The 22943-nt window shown below is 59.4% G+C and carries 18 protein-coding genes, 1 tRNA gene and 2 rRNA genes; 12 read left to right on the top strand and 9 right to left on the bottom strand.

The features are described 5' to 3' along the window. Positions 1-352 precede the first annotated feature (352 nt). Positions 353-1378: a LacI family DNA-binding transcriptional regulator gene (locus tag J3R73_RS16530; RefSeq protein ID WP_307428977.1), complete on the bottom strand. Its 1026-nt coding sequence runs from the start codon at positions 1376-1378 to the stop codon at positions 353-355. A 217-nt stretch (positions 1379-1595) separates the two neighbouring features. Between J3R73_RS16530 and J3R73_RS16535 the strand changes: the two genes are divergently transcribed. The 6 genes from J3R73_RS16535 to J3R73_RS16560 all read left to right on the top strand — a co-directional run bounded on the left by J3R73_RS16535 (position 1596) and on the right by J3R73_RS16560 (position 7347). Then, on the top strand, positions 1596-2543 hold the full coding sequence (locus tag J3R73_RS16535) for an extracellular solute-binding protein (RefSeq protein ID WP_307428979.1): 948 nt from the start codon (positions 1596-1598) through the stop codon (positions 2541-2543). 88 nt (positions 2544-2631) lie between these two features. Continuing rightward, on the top strand, positions 2632-3729 hold the full coding sequence (locus tag J3R73_RS16540; RefSeq protein ID WP_307428982.1) for an ABC transporter ATP-binding protein: 1098 nt from the start codon (positions 2632-2634) through the stop codon (positions 3727-3729). Then, positions 3726-5393: an ABC transporter permease gene (locus tag J3R73_RS16545; RefSeq protein ID WP_307428985.1), complete on the top strand. Its 1668-nt coding sequence runs from the start codon at positions 3726-3728 to the stop codon at positions 5391-5393. The genes J3R73_RS16540 and J3R73_RS16545 overlap by 4 nt, the downstream gene beginning before the upstream one ends. Positions 5394-5460: 67 nt before the next feature. Next, complete coding sequence (locus J3R73_RS16550) at positions 5461-6441, top strand: hypothetical protein (RefSeq protein ID WP_307428988.1); 981 nt, start codon at positions 5461-5463, stop codon at positions 6439-6441. A gap of 137 nt (positions 6442-6578) precedes the next feature. Next, entirely contained in the window at positions 6579-6854 is a 276-nt protein-coding gene (locus tag J3R73_RS16555) for a hypothetical protein (protein ID WP_307428991.1), read from the top strand. A 226-nt stretch (positions 6855-7080) separates the two neighbouring features. Beyond that, positions 7081-7347, top strand: coding sequence for a hypothetical protein (locus J3R73_RS16560; protein WP_213340602.1), 267 nt, complete (start codon positions 7081-7083; stop codon positions 7345-7347). On the opposite strand, the gene J3R73_RS16565 is transcribed toward J3R73_RS16560, so the two are convergent. From J3R73_RS16565 to J3R73_RS16580, 4 genes are all read right to left on the bottom strand, one after another. Next, complete coding sequence (locus J3R73_RS16565) at positions 7319-9490, bottom strand: putative bifunctional diguanylate cyclase/phosphodiesterase (protein WP_307428995.1); 2172 nt, start codon at positions 9488-9490, stop codon at positions 7319-7321. The genes J3R73_RS16560 and J3R73_RS16565 overlap by 29 nt on opposite strands. Positions 9491-10093: 603 nt before the next feature. After that, a complete protein-coding gene (locus J3R73_RS16570; RefSeq protein ID WP_307428998.1) occupies positions 10094-11305 on the bottom strand; it encodes an MFS transporter in 1212 nt (403 codons plus the stop codon). Between the two features lies 1 nt (position 11306). Then, the gene (locus J3R73_RS16575) at positions 11307-11537 is read right to left on the bottom strand and encodes a hypothetical protein (protein WP_307429002.1); all 231 of its coding nucleotides are present in this window, start codon (positions 11535-11537) and stop codon (positions 11307-11309) included. Beyond that, positions 11534-12400, bottom strand: coding sequence for a DMT family transporter (locus tag J3R73_RS16580; RefSeq protein ID WP_307429005.1), 867 nt, complete (start codon positions 12398-12400; stop codon positions 11534-11536). The genes J3R73_RS16575 and J3R73_RS16580 overlap by 4 nt, the downstream gene beginning before the upstream one ends. 104 nt (positions 12401-12504) lie before the next feature. Between J3R73_RS16580 and J3R73_RS16585 the strand changes: the two genes are divergently transcribed. Further along, positions 12505-13428, top strand: a complete 924-nt coding sequence (locus J3R73_RS16585; protein WP_307429008.1) for a LysR family transcriptional regulator — start codon at positions 12505-12507, stop codon at positions 13426-13428. Between the two features lie 325 nt (positions 13429-13753). Here J3R73_RS16585 and J3R73_RS16590 read toward each other — a convergent pair whose 3' ends face one another. Beyond that, entirely contained in the window at positions 13754-14620 is an 867-nt protein-coding gene (locus J3R73_RS16590) for a LysR family transcriptional regulator (protein WP_307429011.1), read from the bottom strand. Positions 14621-14790: 170 nt separating this feature from the next. On the opposite strand from J3R73_RS16590, the gene J3R73_RS16595 reads away from it, so the two are divergent. From J3R73_RS16595 to J3R73_RS16615, 5 genes are all read left to right on the top strand, one after another. Beyond that, positions 14791-16314, top strand: a complete 1524-nt coding sequence (locus J3R73_RS16595; RefSeq protein WP_307429014.1) for an MFS transporter — start codon at positions 14791-14793, stop codon at positions 16312-16314. Positions 16315-16778: 464 nt separating this feature from the next. Then, positions 16779-16988 (top strand): hypothetical protein, encoded by a 210-nt coding sequence (locus tag J3R73_RS16600; protein ID WP_213340606.1) that lies wholly within the window; start codon positions 16779-16781, stop codon positions 16986-16988. Positions 16989-17091: 103 nt separating this feature from the next. Continuing rightward, positions 17092-17415 (top strand): type II toxin-antitoxin system HigB family toxin, encoded by a 324-nt coding sequence (locus tag J3R73_RS16605; RefSeq protein ID WP_213340607.1) that lies wholly within the window; start codon positions 17092-17094, stop codon positions 17413-17415. After that, entirely contained in the window at positions 17405-17785 is a 381-nt protein-coding gene (locus J3R73_RS16610) for a helix-turn-helix domain-containing protein (protein WP_213340608.1), read from the top strand. The genes J3R73_RS16605 and J3R73_RS16610 overlap by 11 nt, the downstream gene beginning before the upstream one ends. Before the next feature lie 13 nt (positions 17786-17798). Continuing rightward, entirely contained in the window at positions 17799-19496 is a 1698-nt protein-coding gene (locus J3R73_RS16615) for a recombinase family protein (RefSeq protein WP_307437422.1), read from the top strand. Here J3R73_RS16615 and J3R73_RS16620 read toward each other — a convergent pair. From J3R73_RS16620 to J3R73_RS16630, 3 genes are all read right to left on the bottom strand, one after another. Further along, positions 19453-19529 (bottom strand) — tRNA-Met (locus J3R73_RS16620). The two genes, J3R73_RS16615 and J3R73_RS16620, sit on opposite strands and share 44 nt — an antisense overlap. 53 nt (positions 19530-19582) lie before the next feature. Beyond that, positions 19583-19697, bottom strand: a 5S ribosomal RNA gene (rrf, locus tag J3R73_RS16625). 221 nt (positions 19698-19918) lie between these two features. Next, positions 19919-22753 (bottom strand): 23S ribosomal RNA (locus tag J3R73_RS16630). Positions 22754-22943 lie beyond the last annotated feature (190 nt).

A 22943-nucleotide genomic window follows, 5' to 3' on the forward strand; every position in this document is an offset into this window, starting at 1 on the left:
TTAAGGTAATTGGAACAGCAGATATTACAAGAAATATCTGCATTCCACACGCCAACACAAAAAAATAATATGCTCTATCACGAGATACAAGCGAGCACGTGTCACTCCGCTTTCATCATGTGTCGACTGCGAACAAGAACACGGCGAATTTGTATGGCAGCTGACCCCGGGCTACCCATGCCGCTCCCCCGCCCGACCGGACTTAATGTCGCTGAAGGCTCGACGTATCATACAACATGATGGCCAGTCAGGAGAGAATGGTCGCTGCCGCAATCACCGCAACGGCCCATTGAGCCTCAAGGACCTGGCCCCTGACTGCCAACGGATTCGGCCAATGGATTTGAGCTTACATTCACGCCGGAAGTCGCCCACAGGAACGGCGGGTTATCAAGTCGCAATCGAAACGCAGAGTTCCGGGCGCTAAGTATTTGTCGGCCTCAAGATGCGCGGCCAGAAGCTCCCCGATCGCACCGGCGATCCTGTCGAGCGGCTGCTGAATGACGGTCAGCGGGTGTTCGCGGAGCCGGAAAGCGACGCTGTCGTCGAAGCCTATGAGAGAAATGTCATCGGGAACGCGCAAACCCCGATCCGCCAACAGTTGGAGAGCCCCGAATGTCATGCCGGCGCTCGACGAAAACAGCGCGGTTGGCTTCTGCGGGCCGTCGAGAAGGTCTGACAGTGCCGCATAGGCGAGGCTCGGTCGCCATGAACCAGCCCCGACCAGGCGGTCATCGACGGCGAGCCCGCGGCCCGCCATGGCCTGATGGTAACCCTCAAGGCGCTCGCGCGCGGTGGACTGACTGAGGTCACCGCTCAGAACAGCAATTCGTGAATGACCGAGATCGATGAGATGACCGACAGCTCGCCGCGCCGCGTCGCGGTTGTTGACGAACACTCGCTGCATCGGCACGCCTTCAATATCGTTGTTAAAGCAGATGATCGGCAAGCCACGATCGGCGAGGCGGACGAGTTTGTCTCGGAGACAATCGGCACCGCTCAACACGAGTGCCGCGACCCGTTGTCCGGTGAAAAAGTCCAACGCCTGATCCATCACGTCCGGCTTCTGACCATGGCAATAGGTCAGCAGCGCTCGGCCCTGTTCGTGCAAGATCGCCGATAGCCGCTCCGCGATGCCGCCGTGGAACTCGCTCATCGACGGCACCAGCAAGCCGACGAGCCGGGTTTCGGTCGTCTTCATGGAGACGGCGATCTGATTGCGCGTAAAACTCAACTCCTCGATTGCCGCTTCGATCCGGGCGCGGTTTGCCATCCGAAGCGACTGTCCGTTGAGATAGTTGGACACGGTTCCGACGGAGAGCCCCGCCTTTCTCGCCACGTCGACGATCGTTGGCCGCCCGTTGGAATTGGGTCGATTCATTGGTGAATCCTCAGCAATAAATGAAACGTATCAAAAGATATATCACCCCTCTCGCTTGGCAAGAGTCAATATTCCTGCCGATCTATGACAGGTCGTCATGAAACAGCAATATAAATTCGGCATGGTGCGCACATTAAATGTGAAACGTTCCAGATTTTGATGGGTAGCGGGTCGATGTCGTGCTCGCCGACTTTGTGATGACGCCACGGAGATGAACATGAAGCTCACCACGCTCTTCCTGCCGGCCATCGCCGCGCTGGCTATTGCCCTGCCGTCGGCGGCTTCGTCCGCCGACCGCTCGCTCGTCGTCTACACCCCTAGCAAAGGCTATCTCGACCTGATCGTGCCGGCCTTCGAAGCCGAGACCGGCATCAAGGTCGACATGGTCGCCGCCGGCTCGGGCGAGATCCTGCAGCGCATCAAGGCGGAAGCAGCAGCGCCGCTCGGCGATGCTCTTGTCGGCATGTCCAACGAACTGCTGGACGATGCCAAGGACAACCTCGAGGTCCCGGACGGTGCCGGCAAGCCCTGGCCACCGTTCTCCCGCGCCGTCGTCGGCGTCTTCGCGGTCAACGAAAATGCGCTCGGCAACCTACCGGTTCCCGCGAGTTGGGAGGATCTCGCCAAGCCGATCTACAGGGGCAAGATCGCCTATGCCGGCGCCGACAAGTCCGGCTCCGCCTATGAGCAACTGACGTTGCTGCTCGGCGTGAAGGGAGAAGAAGCCGGGTGGAAGCTCTTTGGCCGGATCCTTCCGAACCTCATCGTGACCAACAGCTCGGGCGCGGTGGTGACCGGCACCGGCCGTGGCGAATATGCCATCGGCATCACCAATGAAGATGCCGCCTACAAGCTCATCGTCGACGGTGCCCCGGTGAAGGTGATCTATCCGGCCGAGGGCGTCGTCGTGAAGAACGACGGCTCGGCGCTGATCAAGGGGGGCAAGCACGCTGACGAGGCGCGTCTCTTCTTCGCCTATGCCGCACGGCCGGCGGTACAGCAGGTTATCGTCGACAGGATGTTTCGTCGTTCGCCGGTCCCTGGCGTGACGTTGCCGAAGGGCCTCGCCGCAGAACTGCCACAGGCCAAGATCGACCCGGCCGCCGCCGCGACGCTCGATCGCGACGCAGTCATCAGGAAATACTTGGCGTTGATCCGCAGTTGAATAGGCCGACCTGGGGACACCTTGCCGGCCGCCCTTGAGGCGGTCGGTCGTTCATTCACAGTCCTGCATAGACAACAGGGGGAGCGCCGTGCACGTCGAACTGGAGTCCATCGCCAAGTCTTTCGGCTCGTCCTGCGTCCTGAGAGGGGTCGATCTTACCGTTGAAAGCGGCAGTCTGGTCACGCTGCTCGGGCCGTCCGGTTGCGGCAAGACCACGCTCCTGCGCATCCTCGCCGGCTTTCTGCATCCCGACGCCGGCAAGGTGCTGTTCGGTGGCCAGCGCGTCGAAGCCTTACCGCCCTATCGCCGCGGTGCCGCCATGGTCTTCCAGAGCTACGCCATTTTTCCGCATCTCACGGTGGCGGACAATGTCGCCTACGGCCTCAAGGCCCGCGGTGTCGGGCGCGCCGAGCGCGAGGCGCGGGTGCGCGACATCCTCGCCAAAGTCCGCATGTCCGGCTATGAGGCGCGCATGCCCTCCCAACTGTCCGGCGGCCAAAAGCAGCGCGTCGGTCTCGCCCGCGCCCTCGTCATCCGTCCCGACCTGCTGCTGATGGACGAGCCGCTTTCGAACCTCGATGCCACGCTGCGCATCGAGATGCGCGAGGAGATCCGGCTCCTGCAGCGCGACTATGGCATTACCACCATCTACGTCACCCACGACCAGGAAGAGGCACTCGCCATCTCCGACAAGGTGGCGCTGATGAACAGTGGCATCATCCGCCAATATGGAACGCCCACGGACCTGTATCACCACCCGCAGCATGTCATCGTCGCCGAATTCATCGGCCGCAGCAATCTGCTCGACGGCGAAATCCGCCTCGATCTCGGCATTCCCGCCCTGGTCGGGTCCGGAGGCGGTCGCCTCGCCGGTCCTGAATTCCTCGGCCGGCTTTCCGCAGCCACCCCGGTCCGGATCGCCTTCCGCCCGGAGGCAGCGGCGGTGTTGGAGGCCTTCGACGCGGCCGGCAGCGACGGCATCGCCTGTAATCTTGTCCTGGCGAGCTTTCTCGGCGCCCATTGTCAGGTCCGTCTTGCCGTCGACCAGGGCGGTGAGGTCGAACTTCGGGTTCCCGGAACCCATCCGGTCATGTCGTCGGCCTCCGGCAGCCGCTGGCGGCTTCACCCGGACCCGGCAGGCCTTCACCTGTTCTCGCCCAAGGACGGAAAGGTGCTTGCGTCATGACCATCGCCGGCCAATCCGTCCGTCGCCCGCGCGATCCCTGGATCGTCTTCATCAGCCTATTGATCTTTGCATTGGCTGGATTGGTTCTGGTGCCGGTGGCAAGTGTGCTCATGCGCAGTTTCCATAGCGATGGCGCCAGCGATACGGGCAACTTTGCGCAGTTCTTCGCCTCGCGCTATTTCGTCCGCTGTCTGACCAACACTTTCATCATCGGCATCGGCTCCATGCTGGCATCCCTCGTCGTCGCCGTACCGATGGCGTTGCTTCTCACCCGCTATGCCGTGCGTGGCGCTGCCACCTTCCGCACCGTCGTCACCATCGGCATGCTGTCACCGGCTTTTCTTGGCGCCTTCTGCTGGATCCTGCTCTTCGGCGATGCGGGCGTCGCGCTCCAGCCGCTGCGCGATCTCGGCCTGGCGGTCCCCAGCATCTATGGCCCCGGCGGCATCATCCTGGTGTCGACGCTGCATTCGTTTCCGATGGTGTTCCTGATCGTCAGCGCCGCCCTGACCCGGATCGACCCCGCCCTCGAAGAGGCCGCCGCCAGTCTCGGTCGACCGCCCACCGCCGTCTTCTTCACGGTCTCGCTGCCATTGCTCATGCCGGCAATCCTGACCGGCGGCATGCTGGTGTTCCTCGGTGCCATTTCCGACTGGGGCACGGCGATGCTGATCGGCCAGGGCGAGCGTTTTCCCGTTCTCGCCACCGTCGCCTACAGTACCTTCGTCAATGAGATCGGCACCGAAGGCGGGCTCGCCGCCGTCACGAGCACCATCCTACTTCTGATTTCGGTCACGGTTGCCGGCGGGCAGCTCGTGATCCTGCGACGGCTGACGGTGACAACCGACCAGCCGCAACCGATCGTCCGGCGCCAGCTCACGCCGCTCACTGGCGCTATCGCCCAAGGCGCCGCTTACTCCTTAATGCTGCTCACCTGCTTGTCCTTGCTGACGATTTCGATCCTCGCCTTCCTCGAGGTGCGCGGCGCGGTCATCTATCCGGCCTTGTCGCTCGGCAATTTCCAGCGCGTCGCGCATGATCTGCGCACGTCGATCTGGAACAGCATCCTCTTCTCGGGCATCGCCTTCGCCATCGTCGTGGTGCTGGGCAGCATGATCGGCTATCTCTCCGCGCGCCGCAAGGACGGGACGATGTGGATCGCCGACGCTCTGGTCATGCTGCCCTATTTCCTACCCGGCACCGTGTTTGGCATCGGCCTCGTCTACAGTTTCGGCGGTCCACCGTTCCTTCTGACCGGTACGGCGGCCATCATCGTGCTCGCTTATGTCGTTCGCCGTCTTCCCTATATGGTGCGTACCAGCGCATCCATTGTCGCGCAGATCGATGGCTCGTTGGAAGAAGCCTCCCTCAGCCTCGGCTACCCGCCGCTGAGGACCTTCGGCAAGGTCATGGTGCCTCTGATGGCGCCCGGTATCCTTGCTGGCGCGCTGCTGGTCTGGCTGGAGATCTTCAACGAACTCAGCGCATCCATCGTGCTCTATACTGCACGAACCGTGACGCTTCCCATCATGACCTACCAATATGCCATGACCTTCGAAAACGGGCCTGCCGCCGCGCTTGGCTTCGTCCAGACGGCGCTGACCCTTGCGGTCTTCGCGCTGCTCTATCGTCTCGGCGGTCAGGAACGCCTCACGGCGAACTGATCGCTTTTGCTCTGGGTCTCCGACATCTCGATCGACCTGCCTTGCACCCCCCATGAGGACATACGCTTTGCCCGCCCCAATCGTTGAAAGCCTCTGCATCGGCAAACATCCGTCTCATCCGGACGCGTGTGAAGACCGGGTCGTCTCGGCTCTGCCCTACGCCGCCGCGATCGTCGATGGCGCCACCGACATCCACGGCTACCGCTACGATGACCGTGCACCCGGATGGCTGGCGGCGGATATCGTCGCCCGCTGCATCGCCGACAACGCCGAGCGCATGGTGACCGAGGATTGGAACGACGACGCCGTCTTCAGCGAGATCGATCGGCATTTCGAGGCGGCCTATCGGCATTTTGGGCTTTTCGACCTCGCGTGTGCGGATCCGAAGCGCCGCTTCCGATCCGCGTTGGTGCTGGCTCGCGCCTCCACCGACGGTCTCAGGATCATCGGCGATCTGTCGCTCGTTCGCGTCGACGGCAGCCGGGTCACAAACCCCACGAACGATCTCGAGGCACTCTTCATCGCCCTGCGCCGTGCGCTCTGGAGCGATCCGTCGATGGCAGAGCTGGACGAGGACGGACGTGATGCGGCCGTCGGGACACTCCTGCGCGCCGGCATCGCGCCCATCGGCCCTACAGCCGATATCCGTACCCGCGTCGAGACCGTGCTGCGTCGCGAGCCGCATTTTCCTCCCGAAACCATCGATGCGGCGCTTGACCTCGGACTCAGAGGCGGTCGAGATGCCCGTGACGGGAGATCGCCGCTCTATTCCATGGCGATCGATGGCTTCTCGCATGAAAATCCACCGCAACCCGGCATCACCATTCCCTGGGGGCAATTCTCCACCGTCGAGCTCTTCTCCGACGGCTATCCGGGCCAACCGTCGGGCGCTACCATCGCTGACTGGGAGGCACTGATCGATGCCGCCAATCGGGAAGATCCGCGCCGGCTCGGCCGCTTCGCCGCCGTCAAGGGCGTAATCCCCGGCGGCAGCCACGACGATCGGAGCCTGATCATCGTGCGTCATTGGGCAAGGCCCAGGATCTGAAGCGGCGTCTCCGATCAGGCAGAGCGTCGCATCCACAAGAGCATAATGCCGAACGGCCAAGCCAGCACCGGGACCATATGGGCGGCGGCAACGCCACTGTCGAGCGAGACGGGGACAGATGCGGGTGGCCGTTCTCCATGTTGCGCGCAGTGGCAGATGTTGGTGAGATCGCGATGCTCGCTGATATCAAGAAGGTCCTCGGTCCCCATTTCGCCGCGATCCCCGTCACGGATGGGACCATCGAGGTCTTCCGCCGCAGCATGGTTCGCAGCGCCGACCTGGAACAAGCGGGAGCGACCCGGCGCGCCGAAACGATGGCTCAGCGCCGCAGCATGATGTATGCGACGGCCGATGCCTTCGAGCATGCGATCGGCAGCGTCGTCGGTTCGATCACCTCCGCTGCGGTCGAGTAGCGGGTAACGCCCGGAACCCTGTCCGGGTCCGCTGCGCGCTTGATCGGCAAGACGCGCGATGTTGCCGGCGCTGCCCATCTGGCATCCGACAACGTGATGACCGTCGCCAGCGCGAGCGAGGAACCTGAGTGCGGCGTTCGGCGAGATCGCGCGGCAGACGAAAGCACACCGGATTACTCTTGTTGGACGATGCGTTGAGAGGATGTTGGACCAGAGTCCCACGGCCATGTCGGAAGAGCCGGAGCACATAATTGACACCAGGCTGATCCCTCTGCTGAAGCCGGAGAAAACGACGCTCCGGCAAACGGCGGCAGGCTCCAACACGTGCCGTCGCGTCGATCTGCATGGCCGTCCAAGTTGCGGTTTCCACATCAACGAACAGGGTGCCGCCAGCCGGCAGGGCTTCTCGTTCCGCGCGGTCGACCAACCTTCCCGGCATCATCTCGTCAGGATTGGCGTCTGGATCAATCTCGGTTCGATGGCGGCGGCGTGACCCGCGCCGATATGATCTGCCGGACCTCGTCTGCCGACATAGGGCGACCGAGCAGGAACCCTTGAGCCTCGGTGCACCCATGCCGATGTAGATGCTCGAGCTGTTCGGCCGATTCAACTCCTTCCGCCGTTACCGTCATGCCGAGCTTTCGTCCTAGGTCGATGATGGTATCGAGTATGACACCGGCTTTGGCTTGCGGCTGCGAAGGATCGAATTGTCCGAGAAAGCCGCGGTCGATCTTGAGTTTATCGATCGGAAAGTTGCCGAGATAGCTGAGGCTGGAATAGCCGTGGCCGAAGTCATCCAGGGCGATGCGGATGCCGAGTGCTTTCCAGTTGTTGAGCACTGCCTCGGTTTGCTGTTTTCCGTCGAGAAACACCGTTTCGGTAACCTCCAGCTCCAGTCGACCCGGTCGCAAGCCGGTACGCATCAGTGTCTCGCAAAGCTTCAGCGAAAAACGGACGGCGTGGACCTGAAGCGGCGATACGTTGATAGCGACGCCGAGGTCGTCCGGCCAACGCATCGCCTCCGAGCAAGCCGTTTCGAGCACCCATTCGCCGAATTCCTCGATGAGCCCGTGCTCCTCGAGCATTGGAATGAATATGTCGGGCGGCACCGATCCGCGCGTCGGATGCATCCAGCGCGCCAAGGCCTCGAAGCCATTGAGCCGCCTTGTCCCGATCGAGAACTGCGGCTGGTAGAGGAGCGTGAATTCGCGCCTGTACAACGCATTGCGTATGTCCTCTAAGAGGCGGAGCCGGTCGAGAGTCGCCGTCTTGAGGCCTGGGGTGAAGACCCGACTGGCGCCGCCTTTCACCTTTTTGGCCTCGTACATAGCGAAATCGGCATCGGTCAGGATTGTAGCGATGTCAGCGGCGGCGCCACAACGGTGGGCGATACCGATGCTCGCACCGATGCGCAAAACCATACCGTCGTGCGCCATCGGTTCGGCCAGAACGGCGATAAACCGGTCTCCCGCCGCCACCATTTCTTCCGGCGTGAAGGGCGCTTCGAAGAGAACGACGAATTCGTCACCACCGATCCGTGCCACGGCTCCGCCATCAGTCGCAGAGGACCGGGACAGGCGGTCGGCGACAGTCTTCAGGACGTGATCGCCCCAGTCGTGGCCATAGGTGTCGTTGACCCATTTGAACTCGTCGAGATCGACCAGAAACGCGGTGACCCCGGCCAGCGTCCCATCGGCGACCTGCCGCGTCAGACTTCCAAGGAGATCGCGCAGATGGGCGCGATTGTAGAGACCGGTGAGCGAGTCGCGAAACGCCAGATCGTGGAGTTCCCTCTCTCGCTCTCTCAGCCGCATTTCGGTCGCCACCTGTTCCGTGATGTCGATCCGCCGCGACATCGTCGCCCCGGTCGTCGAGCGGCTGCGGGTATAGATATAGGTCCGACCGCGGATCGTCTGGATCTCGCGCTGCTGCCCGACCAGGGTCGCCGAGAGACGAGCTCGTTGAGCGAGATAAGCCTCTGGATCGCATTGCGCCAGGGGATCCTCGATCACGCCAGCATTGAGATCGAGGCGGTAGAGATCAAGATGGTTCATCCCGAGAAGTTCGGATCGATCAGGATAGTGCTGAAAGATCCGGTGATAGGCATCGTTCGTAAAGACGATGCCCTCAGTCTCGTCGTAAAAAGAGATTGCCTCTTCGCTCTGTTCGAGCGCCTCAAGGACCAGTTGGCAGCGCCGCATCTCGGGGAGCTTTGCCAATGCCTCGGCAGCGAGGCGGGCTAAATCGAAGAGGTATCGCCGCTCGAGCGATGTCAGACGCGCGGCGATGACCACGATCCCGCCGACGACGCGCTTCTCACTCTCCAGGCGCGAAGTCGTAACATCCGTGGCAACATGGTCGTGGCGGGCGAAGGCCTCGGGAAGGGAGCCACCAGCGAGCCATGCCTCGACCTCGTCGACCGTCGCCTCGACCGATTCGGGTCCGAGGTGAGCAACGTGGTGGGCGGAGCGGCTATGGCCGATTACCCAACCGTCGAGGCCGACGGGACCTGCCACTGCTGTGCAGGCTTCGTATAGGACAGTGAATATCTCGGCTTCAGAAGCTGCTTTCTGGAGACGGAGAGAAGCATTGATCACCGACTCGATCTCCATCGACTCGGACGTTTCTTGCCTCATTCGTTCGCTCCGATAAACGCGTAGCTTCTATGGCTGGATACACGCCATAGGTTAATTTTTGCCAAGTGATTATTCAACTTCTCATGGAAAATGTGTGTAACATTATGTATTTTCATTTTAATTGCGCGAAATTATGAGCAATGATGGCAAATCATGCTATATTTATTTCGCGGAAAATAGAGGACATTATATTCCTATATGCGAAATACATTACAAAATGCGAAATTTTAATTGTCATTACCCATGACAATATTCCATAATCCGGAAATTTTGCTTCAAGAGAGCCGTTCGGTGAGCTCTCTTTCTGGATGTAGAGCATTTTCTTCCCCTCGGGAAAAACGCGCCGTCGGGTATTGCCTGTCGAGCCGCGACCGATAGGGATGATCGCTGCATTCACTCGATCCCACTATTGACGTTGCCCCCGGCACCACCTGCCGCCCCTTAGCCGCATCGAGCGGCCTGACGCTGGTCCAAGGGTCGTGCCCCCATAGTCCCCGCCCTCGAACCTCCCGATCCGCCCGTCGTCAGGAATTTAAGCGAGCACGATGAAATCCCCGACCAAAAGAAGGTCCGCTACTGGCCAAAGGCATGCACCAATTTCATTTATCGCAGCTTTTGCGCCATCCAACCGACCGCCACCCCGCCGAGACAAAGAAAGAATGTCAGCCCAATTATGCCAGTGCTCCCGTATTTGCCGAGCGCCATAGCGAATACCGGTGGTCCGAGGGTTGAACCGAGATTTCCAAGTTGGGCGATCGCCCCGTTCGCTTGAGCCTGCTCATCGGGGCTGCGGGTTACATGCGGAATGGTTGCAAAGGTTGCGCCCTGCACAAGCCCGGAGAAGAGGAGCAAGCTCATCGCTGCGCAGACAAAGACGTAATCTGAGGAAACAGTCGTTGCCACCGCAACGGAAAGACCGGCTACGACCATGTAGGCGATCACGACGAGTGTCTGCGGCGACATGAGATATTGCGCGATGATACCGGCGAGAAACGTTCCCCCGGTGCTCGCCAGCGGCAGCGCAACGAGAAGGAGGCTTGTAACATCCGGGTGAGTGGTCAGGCGCGGAACGAACGTCAGCAGGGCAATATACATCGAGGTGTGAAACAGAAAGATCGCGCCGGGAAGAACCGTTCGCGGGTTTCTGTAAACCGCGAGGTTTTCCTTAAAGAAATGCCCGAACGTCGCCTGTTCGACCGACCTCATTGCTGCTTGCTTGGTCGCGGGGAGACGTAAAGCGCAAAGCGCGAATATCGCCATGAAGGCGGCATGACCGACAAAGAGTGAAGGCAAACCCGAGTGCTTGATCACGAGGGGGCCGATCCAGCCCATCAGGCCGAATGCGACGCCAAAGAACGTACCCCATATCGCCATGGTAATCGATCGATGTCGGCGTGCGCTGACAAAAGCCATCATCGTCGGAGCGGCGACGACTATCCCCAGATGAGAAACACCTTCCGCGAACCGACTGAACAGTAACACCGGAAATGGAGGGAGAAACGACTGAAGAAGGCTGAGGGACGCCCCCACAATCAAACAGCCGACAAGAACGCGACGATATCCGGTGCGTCCAGCCAGAACGCCCGCACTGACGCCCAGGACGAGACCCACGAAGCCGACAATGGACAACGCCAACCCGATCTGAGTGGCGTCAACATCATAGTGGCTCTGGAGTTCGGTAAACGCGGCGGAGAATTTGGCAAACTGCATCGCGGCCCCGATCCCGATGCCCCACAGGATGCCGACGGATTGCCAGTCCGTATCAGTGTGTTCAAACATAGGCGTCGCGGTGGATGTGTCGGTTGCTTCGGTCATATCAGGTCAAATTCCCTTGGCAGTTCGTCGCAGCAATCGCAGATTTCCAGCGCGCCGTCCTTAACGGCAGCGACGTAATGGATCTTGGGTCATCGACCTTAGGCAGATAGCTGCGGTCGCTCAGCCCAATAGTTGTATCTGAACGAATCCGCTTTAGCTTCGGCAGGCCGAAAAATGCGGCGGCGTCGAGGTTGATGTGCTTAGGATCAGTTGTTTCGCGCGCATTTGTCATGATTTTATCCTCCCTTTTGCTGTTGAAAGAACGAGGCCGCCCGCGATGAGGGCGACACCGATGAAATCCGTGACGTGAAGATCCCGACCCAGAACGAAATGGGCCAGCAGAACGCCAAAGAACGGATTGAGAAGGTGATAGGACGAGGCTGTCGCCGCCCCGCTGGTGCGGATCAGCACGAGCCAAAGCGCCATGCCGCCGATGCTGACCACGAGAACGAGATAAAGCAGGGCGACGACCGATGGCGCGTCCACCATGCGCACCGGCGTTCCCCACAGAACCGCAAATGGGATCAGCGCTCCGGCACCCGCGACGGACTGCCAGGAATTGATTTGGAGGATAGGGAGTTCCGTGGAGCGGCTCCGAAACAGGACCGTGCCGCAAGCGAATGCCACCATACCGGCAGTCGCCAGAAATAGCCCCCAAGGGTCCGGCTTTTGCGTTGACGCCACGCCCGAGATGACGATGACCCCGATGAACCCGATGGCAATCCCCGCCAGCTTTTTCACCGATAAGGCTTCGTGACCAAGTAATGCGGCAATGAGCGTCGTCACGAAGGGCGCACAACTGATGACAACGACGACAACTTCCGGCTTGACGGATCGCAAGGCGGAAAAACTCAGGCCAAGGTAGATCGCGTTATTCAGGAGGCCGAGCGCAAGACCACGCTGTATCACGGCGCGATCGAATGCCGATTTCCCGTACAAGCTGAATGGCAATAGCACAATTGCGCTAAGCGCAAACCTTAAAGACAGAAGCGTGAAAGGATCGAAGTCTTTCAACGCGACCGTTCCGGCGATGAAGGCCGAACTCCAGATCAGGCTGAAAACAACAACCAATATTGCGAATGTGAAGCGCCGCACGCCATACTCCCTCTTTTAGAGCGAACATGGCATTGATGCGTGTATCGGGAAAATGAGTTATAACGCTTCCATAATCAGTTCAGCTTATTCCGCAGGAAGCCGCGATGAAGCTCACACTTTCTTCTCCCTTGGGCGACCGGCGCGTCACTCTTGAGCAGTTGCGCGCGTTCGCCCTGATCGCCGAAGGCGGCGGCTTTCTGCAAGCCGCGCAGGAACTGTGCCGGAGCCAATCGGCCATCACACAGGGATTGAAACGTCTGGAAGACATCCTTCAATGCCGCCTCGTGGAGCGCCGACAGGGACATGTCGTCGGACTGACGCCGGATGGAGAGCGGTTTCTTCCAGCCGTGAACGAGATTCTGGCCCGAGCCTCCGAAGCCGTCAGCGCCATGAAGCGTCCCCAAATCTCCGGTCATCTGGCAATAGGTGTCCCCGACGATTTCAAGATTTTCGATCTGCACGGAGCCATGTCACGATGCCTGACGATGAATCCGGATTTGAGGATCGAGGTCCGATCCGCGCTGTCATCAACCATATTCCAGATGCTTGATGACGGGCACCTGGACCTGGCCATCGCCAAACGTGTGGCGACCGACGAGCTTCCCGACAAAGGACATTCGGTCCACCTGTTGCGCAAGGAGCCTTTGCGCTGGATAGCCAGTGAACGGCAGAGGATCGACCGCTTTGAGGAACTGTCTTTGGCGGTTTTTCCCGAAGGCTGTTCCTATCGCGCCGCCGCGCGGGCGGCTCTGTCCGCTGTCGGCAAACGTACTTATTGTGGCTATGTCAGCGCCGCCTACGAGAATATCCGCGCGGCGGTGTCGTCAGGGCTCGGTGTCGGTATCCTTCCGCAAAGCGCGATTTCCAAAGACCATGTTATTCTCGATGAAGAGGACGGCTTTCCGCCGCTCCCCGATGTTCATCTTGTTATGATTCAGGCATCGAAAACGAACGCAATCTGCCAGATGGCCGATTTTCTTCGCCGTTCATCCGGAAACAAGATCGGCCATAACGCCGTGCTTATTTGAACTACACGACGTTGCCGCGCGACGCTGTGATATGTGGCGTCGTTGCGCCGCCCGCCATCGGTCACGCCCCGTCCCGCAATTTGTCCGGGGAGATGGTTTGCGCGTGTCCATTACCTGCCGCCGCGAATACCTCTTTTCCCCTTCGGTCACAAGGTGCCGGAGTGGAACCGCACGGGACAAGTCGAGCGTTTGGCCGAGATCGCCACTGAACTGCTGTCTGCCGTCTCCCCGCGCTTAGCGTCCCAGCCATCCTATTTCTTCGATACAGCCGCCGATTACCGCCCAGTGTTATCGTCGGTATTTCCATACGTGCTCGGCTGCGTTTTCATCGTTCGAGCCGATTTCCGGTCCGCCGATGCTCGCTGAACGCTGCCGTGATGGCGCGCAAGGTTTCGCGCGTCTTGGCGTCGGTCAGCGACGAATGCAGCATGATCGACAGCGAGGGAATGGGCGGCAGGCTGAGCGCCTGACTGACTTCTATCATGTCCGGCGTCGCGAGCCGACAGGGAAACGCGGCAACGGCGAGACCAGCGGACAAAGCAGCTGTCACGGCGGAAGTGCCGCCGACAAAAACCTCGGTCCAAGGAATTGAAGCGGTGTCCAGCAATCGCCGCGCCACCTCCCGCACCGTGCAGCAGGAAGGATGGCTGGCGATCCGCAGCGGCTCGCCCGCACGGTGCTCGAAATCCGATGACGTAAACCACCCGAAATGCTCCGGTCCAAGCACTTCCCCATCGCGCCGGTCATCGTCGCTGCGTACGATTATCGCATCAAGTGATCCCTGTTCATATGCATCAAGCAGCGCGCGTGAATTGTCGACCAGCACCTCGACGGTCAAACAGGGATCGAGAGATTTGAGCTTCGCCAGCAGGGTTGGAACTTCCGGCCCCATGACGTGGGCGGCAATACCGAGGCGGAAGCGCCGACGCTCCATTGTGAGGGCGGCAAGCGCGCGCTCGTGAGCGGCCAGAAACTCTCTTGCGGAAGGCAGGAAGGTTTCGCCCTGCGCGGACATGCGGACCTGTCTCGGGGTGCGCTCGATCAGCTTTTTGCCCAAACGATCTTCCAGACGTTTGAGCTTCACGCTGACCGCGCCTTGCGTCGAACCAAGAGCCTCCGCCGCACGGGTGAAGCTCTGAAGGTCCGCGATCATCACAAAGGCGCGGACGGCTTCGATCTCAAGCGTGTCCATTCTATCTATCCGATTTTGTCATCACTGAAATATCCGGTCATACGATTGCATAATGAGCAGCGCAACTGCAACTTTGCAAGCGAACAATATCGTCGCGCGGAGTGATCCGGGTTAAGCACACGGCTGTCGGGATAGTCCGCCTTGCGACGCAGATAACAGCAAGGCAAATCATGACTCCCGCATCCTCATCCAGAAATCACTTTGCATTGGTCGCCGTCTGTCTGTCGGCGCTCATGCTCGGACTCGAAATAACCTCCGTCCCGTCCATCCTGCCTACGCTCGAAAGCCTGCTGCCTGCCGACTTCCGGCAACTGCAATGGATCATGAACGCCTATACCATCACCATGTGCGCGGTCTTGATGGCGATGGGCGCTTTGGGAGATCGATTTGGCCGCAAGCGCATTTTCATGTCCGGAATCGCTGTTTTCGCGATGGCGTCGCTCATTTGCGGACTGGCGATCAATGCGCCGCTTCTGATCGCAGCGCGCTTTCTTCAAGGGCTCAGCGCGGCGGCCATGCTCGCCTGTCAGGTCGCCGTCCTGTCGCACCAGTTCCGCAACGGAGCGGAACGCGGCAAGGCGTTTGGCTGGTGGGGCATCGTCTTCGGGGTCGGTCTCGGTTTCGGTCCGATTGTCGGCGGCGCGATCATCACCCTTGCGAGCTGGCAGTGGGTGTTTCTGATCCACGGTTTCATCGCGGTTGTGACGTTGCTCTGCGCGCTGAAGGGGGTCGAGGAATCGTCGGACCCGAACGCGATCCGTATCGACTTCGCTGGCATGACGACGCTGTCGCTCGCGGTGTTCGGCGTCGTCTATCTGATCACACAGGGCCAGACGCTGGGGCTTACAAGCCCTCTGGTGCTGACAATTCTCGCTCTCAGTATCGTCAGTTTCCTCCTGTTCGTGTTGATCGAGAACCGCATCGCGCGGCCGATGTTCGACTTCAGCGCATTTCGTGTCCGCAAGTTTTCCGGCGCGCTTCTGGGGTCGAGCGGCATGAATTTCAGCTTCTGGCCTTTCGTGATCTACCTGCCGATCTACCTGAAAGGCGTGCTCGGCTACGACGCGATCACGGCGGGCTTGACCGTGCTCGCCTACACCTTGCCGACAATCGTGGTGCCGCCCCTTGCGGAGCGGCTGCTCCTGCGCCGCGGACCGGGCTTTGTCATTCCCCTCGGTCTTCTGACCATCGGCGCGGGCTTCGCCGTTCTCCATGTCGCCATCACCAGCGGCAACGCACATTGGCAGACGCTTCTTCCCGGCTGCATCCTCGCGGGGATCGGTCTCGGGCTGACCAATACGCCTGTCACCAATACTGCCACCGCAGCCGTACCGCCGGAAAGAGCAGGCATGGCGTCGGGCATGGACATGAGTGCGAGAATGATTTCGCTGGCGGTCAATATCGCGCTCATGGGGTTCATTCTGCTGACCGGCGTATCCGCCTATCTCGTGCGGGCGCTGCCGGATGTTCCCTCCGACGTTACGCTTCGGGCGCTGGCGGATGTGGTATCGGCCGGGAATCTCTCCGCCGCCGAAAACTTCGGCTTCCCGGTCGCCACGGCGCGCGATGCGCTTGCGCACGGCATAGGCTGGGTCACGCTATACGCAGCGACATGCGCCTGTGGCCTGTCGGCGCTCAGCTTCCTCGCCTTCGGAAGAAGGAAGGCGATGCGGGCGGACGCCTCTTCCCGCTGATGAAAACGGACTTTGGCAAAGGTGCAGAGATGAAGATTGGAATCATTGGTGCCGAGGAAGGCCCCTTGCTGCTCCCAAAGCAAGCGGAATTGGATGATCTGTCTATATGGACGTCAATATAGACTGTGTTACGGCCGTGCGTAACAGCGTCAGGCCAAAATGCACAAAACCGAGTGCTTTCCACTTAAGAAAGGCGATAGGATTGTTCGCAGTGAAAAAAAGATAATCACCGTCCACCAGTTCGACGTGGGGGAACTCGCTCCAGTCGATCGGTAACGGAGGCAAACATTGCTGAGATCGTCACTAAACTGCTGTCTGCCGTCTCCCCACAATGGGCGTCCGAGCCATCCTATTTCTTCGATGCAGCCGCCGATTACCGTCCAGTGTTATCGTCGGTATTTTCATAAGCGCCCGGCTGCGTTTTCATCGTCCGAGCCGATTTCCGGCGCGGATTTTATTGAGCGATGACAGCGAGGCAGGACAAGATCAGGATTGCGGTCTTCGGCCCCGCCGATGTCGCGGAAATGGCTGAAAGCTCGCGCAGCCTATCGAGCGATACCGTGCTTCAACTCGCCAGATTGATCGGTCGTCAGATCGCCCGCGAGCAACACGAGCGTGAGAGAGCGAAAGAACAGCAGCAGCGCCGCCCCATCAACAGCGACGAGCAGCAGTAGACTGCACTGTTGCATCAACTCGAACACCCGGCAGGGATTTCCCCGTCGGGCCGTTGGCGTATTCCGCTTGAGACCATTACGGTCTCATGTTATAGGTGAGCACATGAGGATCATCGCCCGCCGCACCTTGCGCGAATTTGTCGATAGCCTTGCGGGTCAGAAGGACAGGCAAGCCGTCAAGGCCGCGCTCGAAGCATGGTTTGATGAAGTCAGCAAGGCGGCCTGGTCGAGCACCGCCGATGTGAAGCGGCTCTATGCAACAGCGAGTATCGTCAATGCAGAGCGGATCGTATTCAACATCAAGGGTAACGATTACCGCCTCGTCGTCGCCGTTGATTTCGAGAAGGGCATCGTCTGGGTCAAATGGATTGGCACACACGAGGCTTATGATATGATCGACGTCACGGAGGTCGAACATGACAAGTGACCTGAAGCCTATTCGCAATGAGGCGGATTACGAGACAGCGCTGGCCGAGGTAGAACACCTGTGGGGTGCCAAGAGTGGCACGCCGGAAGGCGACCGCCTCGACGTACTGGCGACCCTGATCGACGCCTATGAAGCGCGGCATCATCCGATCGATCCGCCTGATCCTATCGAGGCGATCCGTTTCCGTATGGAGCAGCAGGGTCTCACCCGCAAGGATCTGGAGCCGATGATCGGCCCCCGCAACCGGGTAGCGGATGTCCTGAACCGCAAACGGGGCCTGTCAATCGAGATGATCCGGCACCTGCATGAACGTCTTGGTATCTCAGCTGAGGTGCTGATCCGACCCAGCCGGATGGATAAGGTTGCCTGAAAGGATTGCCGCCATGACCCGCGTCGCGCTTTACGCCCGCTACTCCTCAGACAATCAACGCGACGCGTCGATCGAGGATCAGTTCCGCATCTGCCGCGAGCAGGCCAAACGCGAGGGCTGGCAGGTGGTCGGCGCCTATAAGGACGCGGGCATTTCCGGGTCGAGCATGATCCTGCGTCCCGGTATCCAAGCGCTACTGCAGGACGCTCAGACCGGGCAGTTCGACATTGTGTTGGCTGAGGCTCTCGATCGCGTCAGTCGCGACCAAGCCGATATCGCCACGCTGTTCAAACATCTCAAGTTCGCCGGTGTACCGATCGTCACGCTGGCTGAAGGCGAGATATCCGAACTGCATGTCGGCTTGAAGGGCACGATGAACGCCCTCTTCCTCAAAGACCTCGCACAAAAGACACACCGCGGTTTGCGCGGCCGGGTAGAAGACGGGAAGTCGGGCGGCGGTCTCTGCTACGGCTATCGCGTCGTGAAGAAGCTCGACGCGCGCGGTGAGCAGATTCGCGGGGACCGCGAGATCGATGCCCATCACGCCGAGGTCATCCGCCGCATCTTCCGCGACTTCGCCGCTGGCATCGGCCCACGCGCCATCGCCAAAGCGCTGAACGATCAGGGCATCGCCGGCCCAGACGGTAAGCTCTGGAACGACACAACAATCCGCGGCCACGTGAAGCGCGGCACCGGCATTATCAACAACGAACTCTATATCGGCCGGCTGGTGTGGAACCGGCAGCGCTACATCAAAGATCCCTCGACCGGCAAGCGGGTTTCCCGACTCAACCCGGAATCCGAATGGATCACGACGGACGTGCCCGAACTGCGGATCGTCGACGACGAATTGTGGCAGGCCACGAAGGCGCGTCAGAACGACATCGCCGAGAAGCACGTCAACCTGACCGAGGCGGTCCGCGAACACCACACACGCAACCGCCTCAATGGCGCACGTCGCCCGAAGTCGCTCCTGTCCGGCTTGATCTTCTGCGGCTGCTGCGGCGGTCCCTATTCGCTGCGCAGCGCCGATCGCTTCGCCTGCTCAAACCACATCAGCAATGGGTCTTGCTCGAACAGTCGGACGATCCCACGTGAGGAACTGGAGCACCGCGTTCTCTCTGGTCTCAAGGACCGCATGATGGCACCAGACGTGGCGGCCGAGGCGATGCGCGCCTATGCCGAAGAGATGAATCGGCTGAACCGCGAGCGTCGCTCGAATGGTGAAGCCTGGCGCACCGAGTTGGCGAAGGTCACAAAGCAAATCCGGGGCATCATCGAAGCGATCAAGGAAGGCATGTTCCAGCCGAGCATGAAAGCCGAGATGGATGCTCTCGAAGCTCGCAAAGCCGAGCTGACCGCCATGCTCGCCGATGTTCCGGCCGACGTGCCGGATCTTCTGCCAAGCGCGTCGGCCATCTATGCTAAGAAAGTCGGCCGGCTGACAGAGGCACTGAACCAGCCCGACCAGCGAGCAGAGGCGGCAGAAGCCCTGCGGTTGCTGATCGAGAAGATCGTACTGAAGCCAGGACCGAACAAGGGCGAGATCGACGCAGCTCTCTATGGCGAACTAGGCACAATTTTGAACTGGACCGATCGCCAAGCCATTGGCGGACTTACAAAAACAAACACTCCCGGAGCTGAGCTCTCGGGAGTGTCGGTATCGGTGGTTGCGGGGGCAGGATTTGAACCTGCGGCCTTCAGGTTATGAGCCTGACGAGCTACCGGGCTGCTCCACCCCGCGTTGATTTGGGAGATGTTGGATGCATGGTGATTGGATAAGCTTGTCTTTTGCAGGCCTGGCGACGACCTACTCTCCCAGGTCTTGAGACATAGTACCATCGGCGCTGAGGAGTTTAACGGCCGAGTTCGGGATGGGATCGGGTTCAGGCTCCTCGCTAGGGCCACCAGGCCGGCGAAAGACAAGTGAAGCCCTGGGCAATCGGTACGATTGCGGAGGATGCGCGCCGTGCAATCAGCGCAGCTGATCGTCACGTGAAGCGCATAAGATGGTGTTTCCGGTTTTCCACCGGAACGAACTGGTTGCCATTTTGCTTTGCAAAAGGCTGACCAGTCGGTCCGAGGTTCCACGCAATCGCCTTGCGATTGCGTTGTGAGTATCGACAAATGAGAGCGATCAAGCCGATCAAGCGATTAGTACCGGTAAGCTGCATGGATCGCTCCACTTCCACACCCGGCCTATCAACGTGGTGGTCTACCACGGCTTTCGAGGGAGAACTCATCTTGAGGTGGGTTTCCCGCTTAGATGCCTTCAGCGGTTATCCCGACCGTACATAGCTACCCTGCACTGCGGCTGGCGCCACAACAGGTCCACCAGAGGTACGTCCATCCCGGTCCTCTCGTACTAAGGACAGATCCTCTCAATTCTCCTACGCCCACGCCAGATAGGGACCAAACTGTCTCACGACGTTTTGAACCCAACTCACGTACCACTTTAATCGGCGAACAGCCGAACCCTTGGGACCTTCTCCAGCCCCAGGATGTGATGAGTCGACATCGAGGTGCCAAACGATTCCGTCGATATGGACTCTTGGGAATCATCAGCCTGTTATCCCCGGCGTACCTTTTATTCGTTGAGCGATGGCCGTTCCACAACGGACCACCGGATCACTATGGCCGACTTTCGTCTCTGCTCGACTTGTCAGTCTCGCAGTCAGGCGGGCTTATGCCATTGCACTCGACGACCGATTTCCGACCGGTCTGAGCCCACCTTCGCACGCCTCCGTTACTCTTTGGGAGGCGACCGCCCCAGTCAAACTACCCACCATACACTGTCCCGGGCCCGGATGACGGGTCGCGGTTAGACATCCATGTTCATAAGGGTGGTATTTCAAGGGTGGCTCCACAAGGGCTAGCGCCCTCGCTTCGTAGCCTACCACCTATCCTACACATGCAAACACGAATGCCAGTGTAAAGTTATAGTAAAGGTGCACGGGGTCTTTCCGTCTAAGCGCAGGTACCCCGCATCTTCACGGGGAATTCAATTTCACTGAGTCTATGCTGGAGACAGCGGGGAGATCGTTACGCCATTCGTGCAGGTCGGAACTTACCCGACAAGGAATTTCGCTACCTTAGGACCGTTATAGTTACGGCCGCCGTTTACCGGGGCTTCGATTCAAAGCTTGCACCTCTCCTCTTAACCTTCCGGCACCGGGCAGGCGTCAGACCCTATACGTCGCCTTGCGGCTTAGCAGAGCCCTGTGTTTTTGTTAAACAGTCGCCACCCCCTAGTTTGTGCCCCTCACAAACGGTTGCCCGCTCATGAGGCCTCCTTATCCCGAAGTTACGGAGGCAAATTGCCGAGTTCCTTCAGCATAGTTCTCTCAAGCGCCTTGGTATACTCTACCAGTCCACCTGTGTCGGTTTCGGGTACGGTCCATCGTGGGAGCTATTTCCTGGAACCTCGTGATGGCATGCACAATCCAATAAGCACACACCACGGAAGAGATCCGTCACTACCCACTGGTTGCGGAATATTCACCGCATTCCCATCGACTACGCTTTTCAGCCTCGCCTTAGGGGCCGACTAACCCTGCGCAGATTAACTTTACGCAGGAACCCTTGGACTTTCGGCGACAGTGTCTCTCACACTGTTTGTCGTTACTCATGCCAGCATTCGCACTTCCAATACCTCCAGCGCCCCTCACGGGTACACCTTCACAGGCCTATGGAACGCTCCGCTACCGCTCTTGCGAGCCCACAGCTTCGGCTCATGGCTTGAGCCCCGTTACATTTTCGGCGCAAAGACCCTTGTTTAGACCAGTGAGCTGTTACGCTTTCTTTAAAGGATGGCTGCTTCTAAGCCAACCTCCTGGTTGTTATGGGATCCTCACATCCTTTACCACTTAGCCATGAATTAGGGGCCTTAGCTGGTGGTCAGGGTTTTTTCCCTCTCGACGACGGACGTTAGCACCCGCCGTCTGTCTGCCGCACATTGCTTCCGGGTATTCGGAGTTTGGTTAGGTTTGGTAGAACGGTAAGTTCCCCTAGCCCATCCAGTGCTCTACCCCCCGGAGCATTCATGCGACGCACTACCTAAATAGTTTTCGCGGAGAACCAGCTATTTCCGAGTTTGATTGGCCTTTCACCCCTAGCCACAAGTCATCCGAGGCTTTTTCAACAGACACCGGTTCGGTCCTCCAGTGGGTGTTACCCCACCTTCAACCTGCTCATGGCTAGATCACATCGGTTTCGGGTCTAATAAGACGGACTGAACGCCCTGTTCAGACTCGCTTTCGCTACGCCTACACCTACCGGCTTAAGCTTGCCCGTCTCACTAAGTCGCTGGCCCATTATACAAAAGGTACGGTGTCAGCCTTGCGGCCTTCACCTGTTTGTAGGCACCCGGTTTCAGGATCTGTTTCACTCCCCTCGTCGGGGATCTTTTCACCTTTCCCTCACGGTACTGGTTCGCTATCGGTCACTGAGGAGTACTTAGGCTTGGAGGGTGGTCCCCCCACGTTCAGACAGGGTTTCACGTGCCCCGCCCTACTCTGGTCTCTTCCATCAATCGTTCCATACGGGGCTATCACCCGATATCGCGCAGCTTTCCATCTGCTTCTGGTAATCTCAGGAAGAGCACTGGCCTGGTCCGCGTTCGCTCGCCACTACTAACGGAGTCTCGGTTGATGTCCTTTCCTCCGGGTACTTAGATGTTTCAGTTCCCCGGGTTCGCTTTCAATCCCCTATGTATTCAGGGAAAGAATACCTCCTTGTGACAATTGTTAGTCCAAAGCCGCAACACACCCAATCCCTCGCAATGTCTCCATTGCCGGTCTCGGATGCGCAACGTCCTCAAAATAACAATTGTCGGAAGTGGGTTTCCCCATTCGGATATCTCTGGATCAATGCCTGTTCGCGGCTCCCCAAAGCTTTTCGCAGCGTACCACGTCCTTCATCGCCTCTCAGTGCCAAGGCATCCACCGAATGCCCTTAAGACGCTTGATCGCTCTCATTGTCGATACTCACCTCGCAATCGCAAAGCGATTGCGAGCAGAACCACCACCCTACTCCGGTCGGCCTTTTCCCGAAGGGAAAATGGCAACCAGCTGTCGGGACGGTCATCCCGGGCCCACCCTCCACCTTTGCAGGATTTGGTGGCACCCGTGAATATGATTAGAAAGACCATCTTGCTTCA

The sequence above is a fragment of the Labrys monachus genome, assembly GCF_030814655.1.
GTDB lineage: Bacteria > Pseudomonadota > Alphaproteobacteria > Rhizobiales > Labraceae > Labrys > Labrys monacha.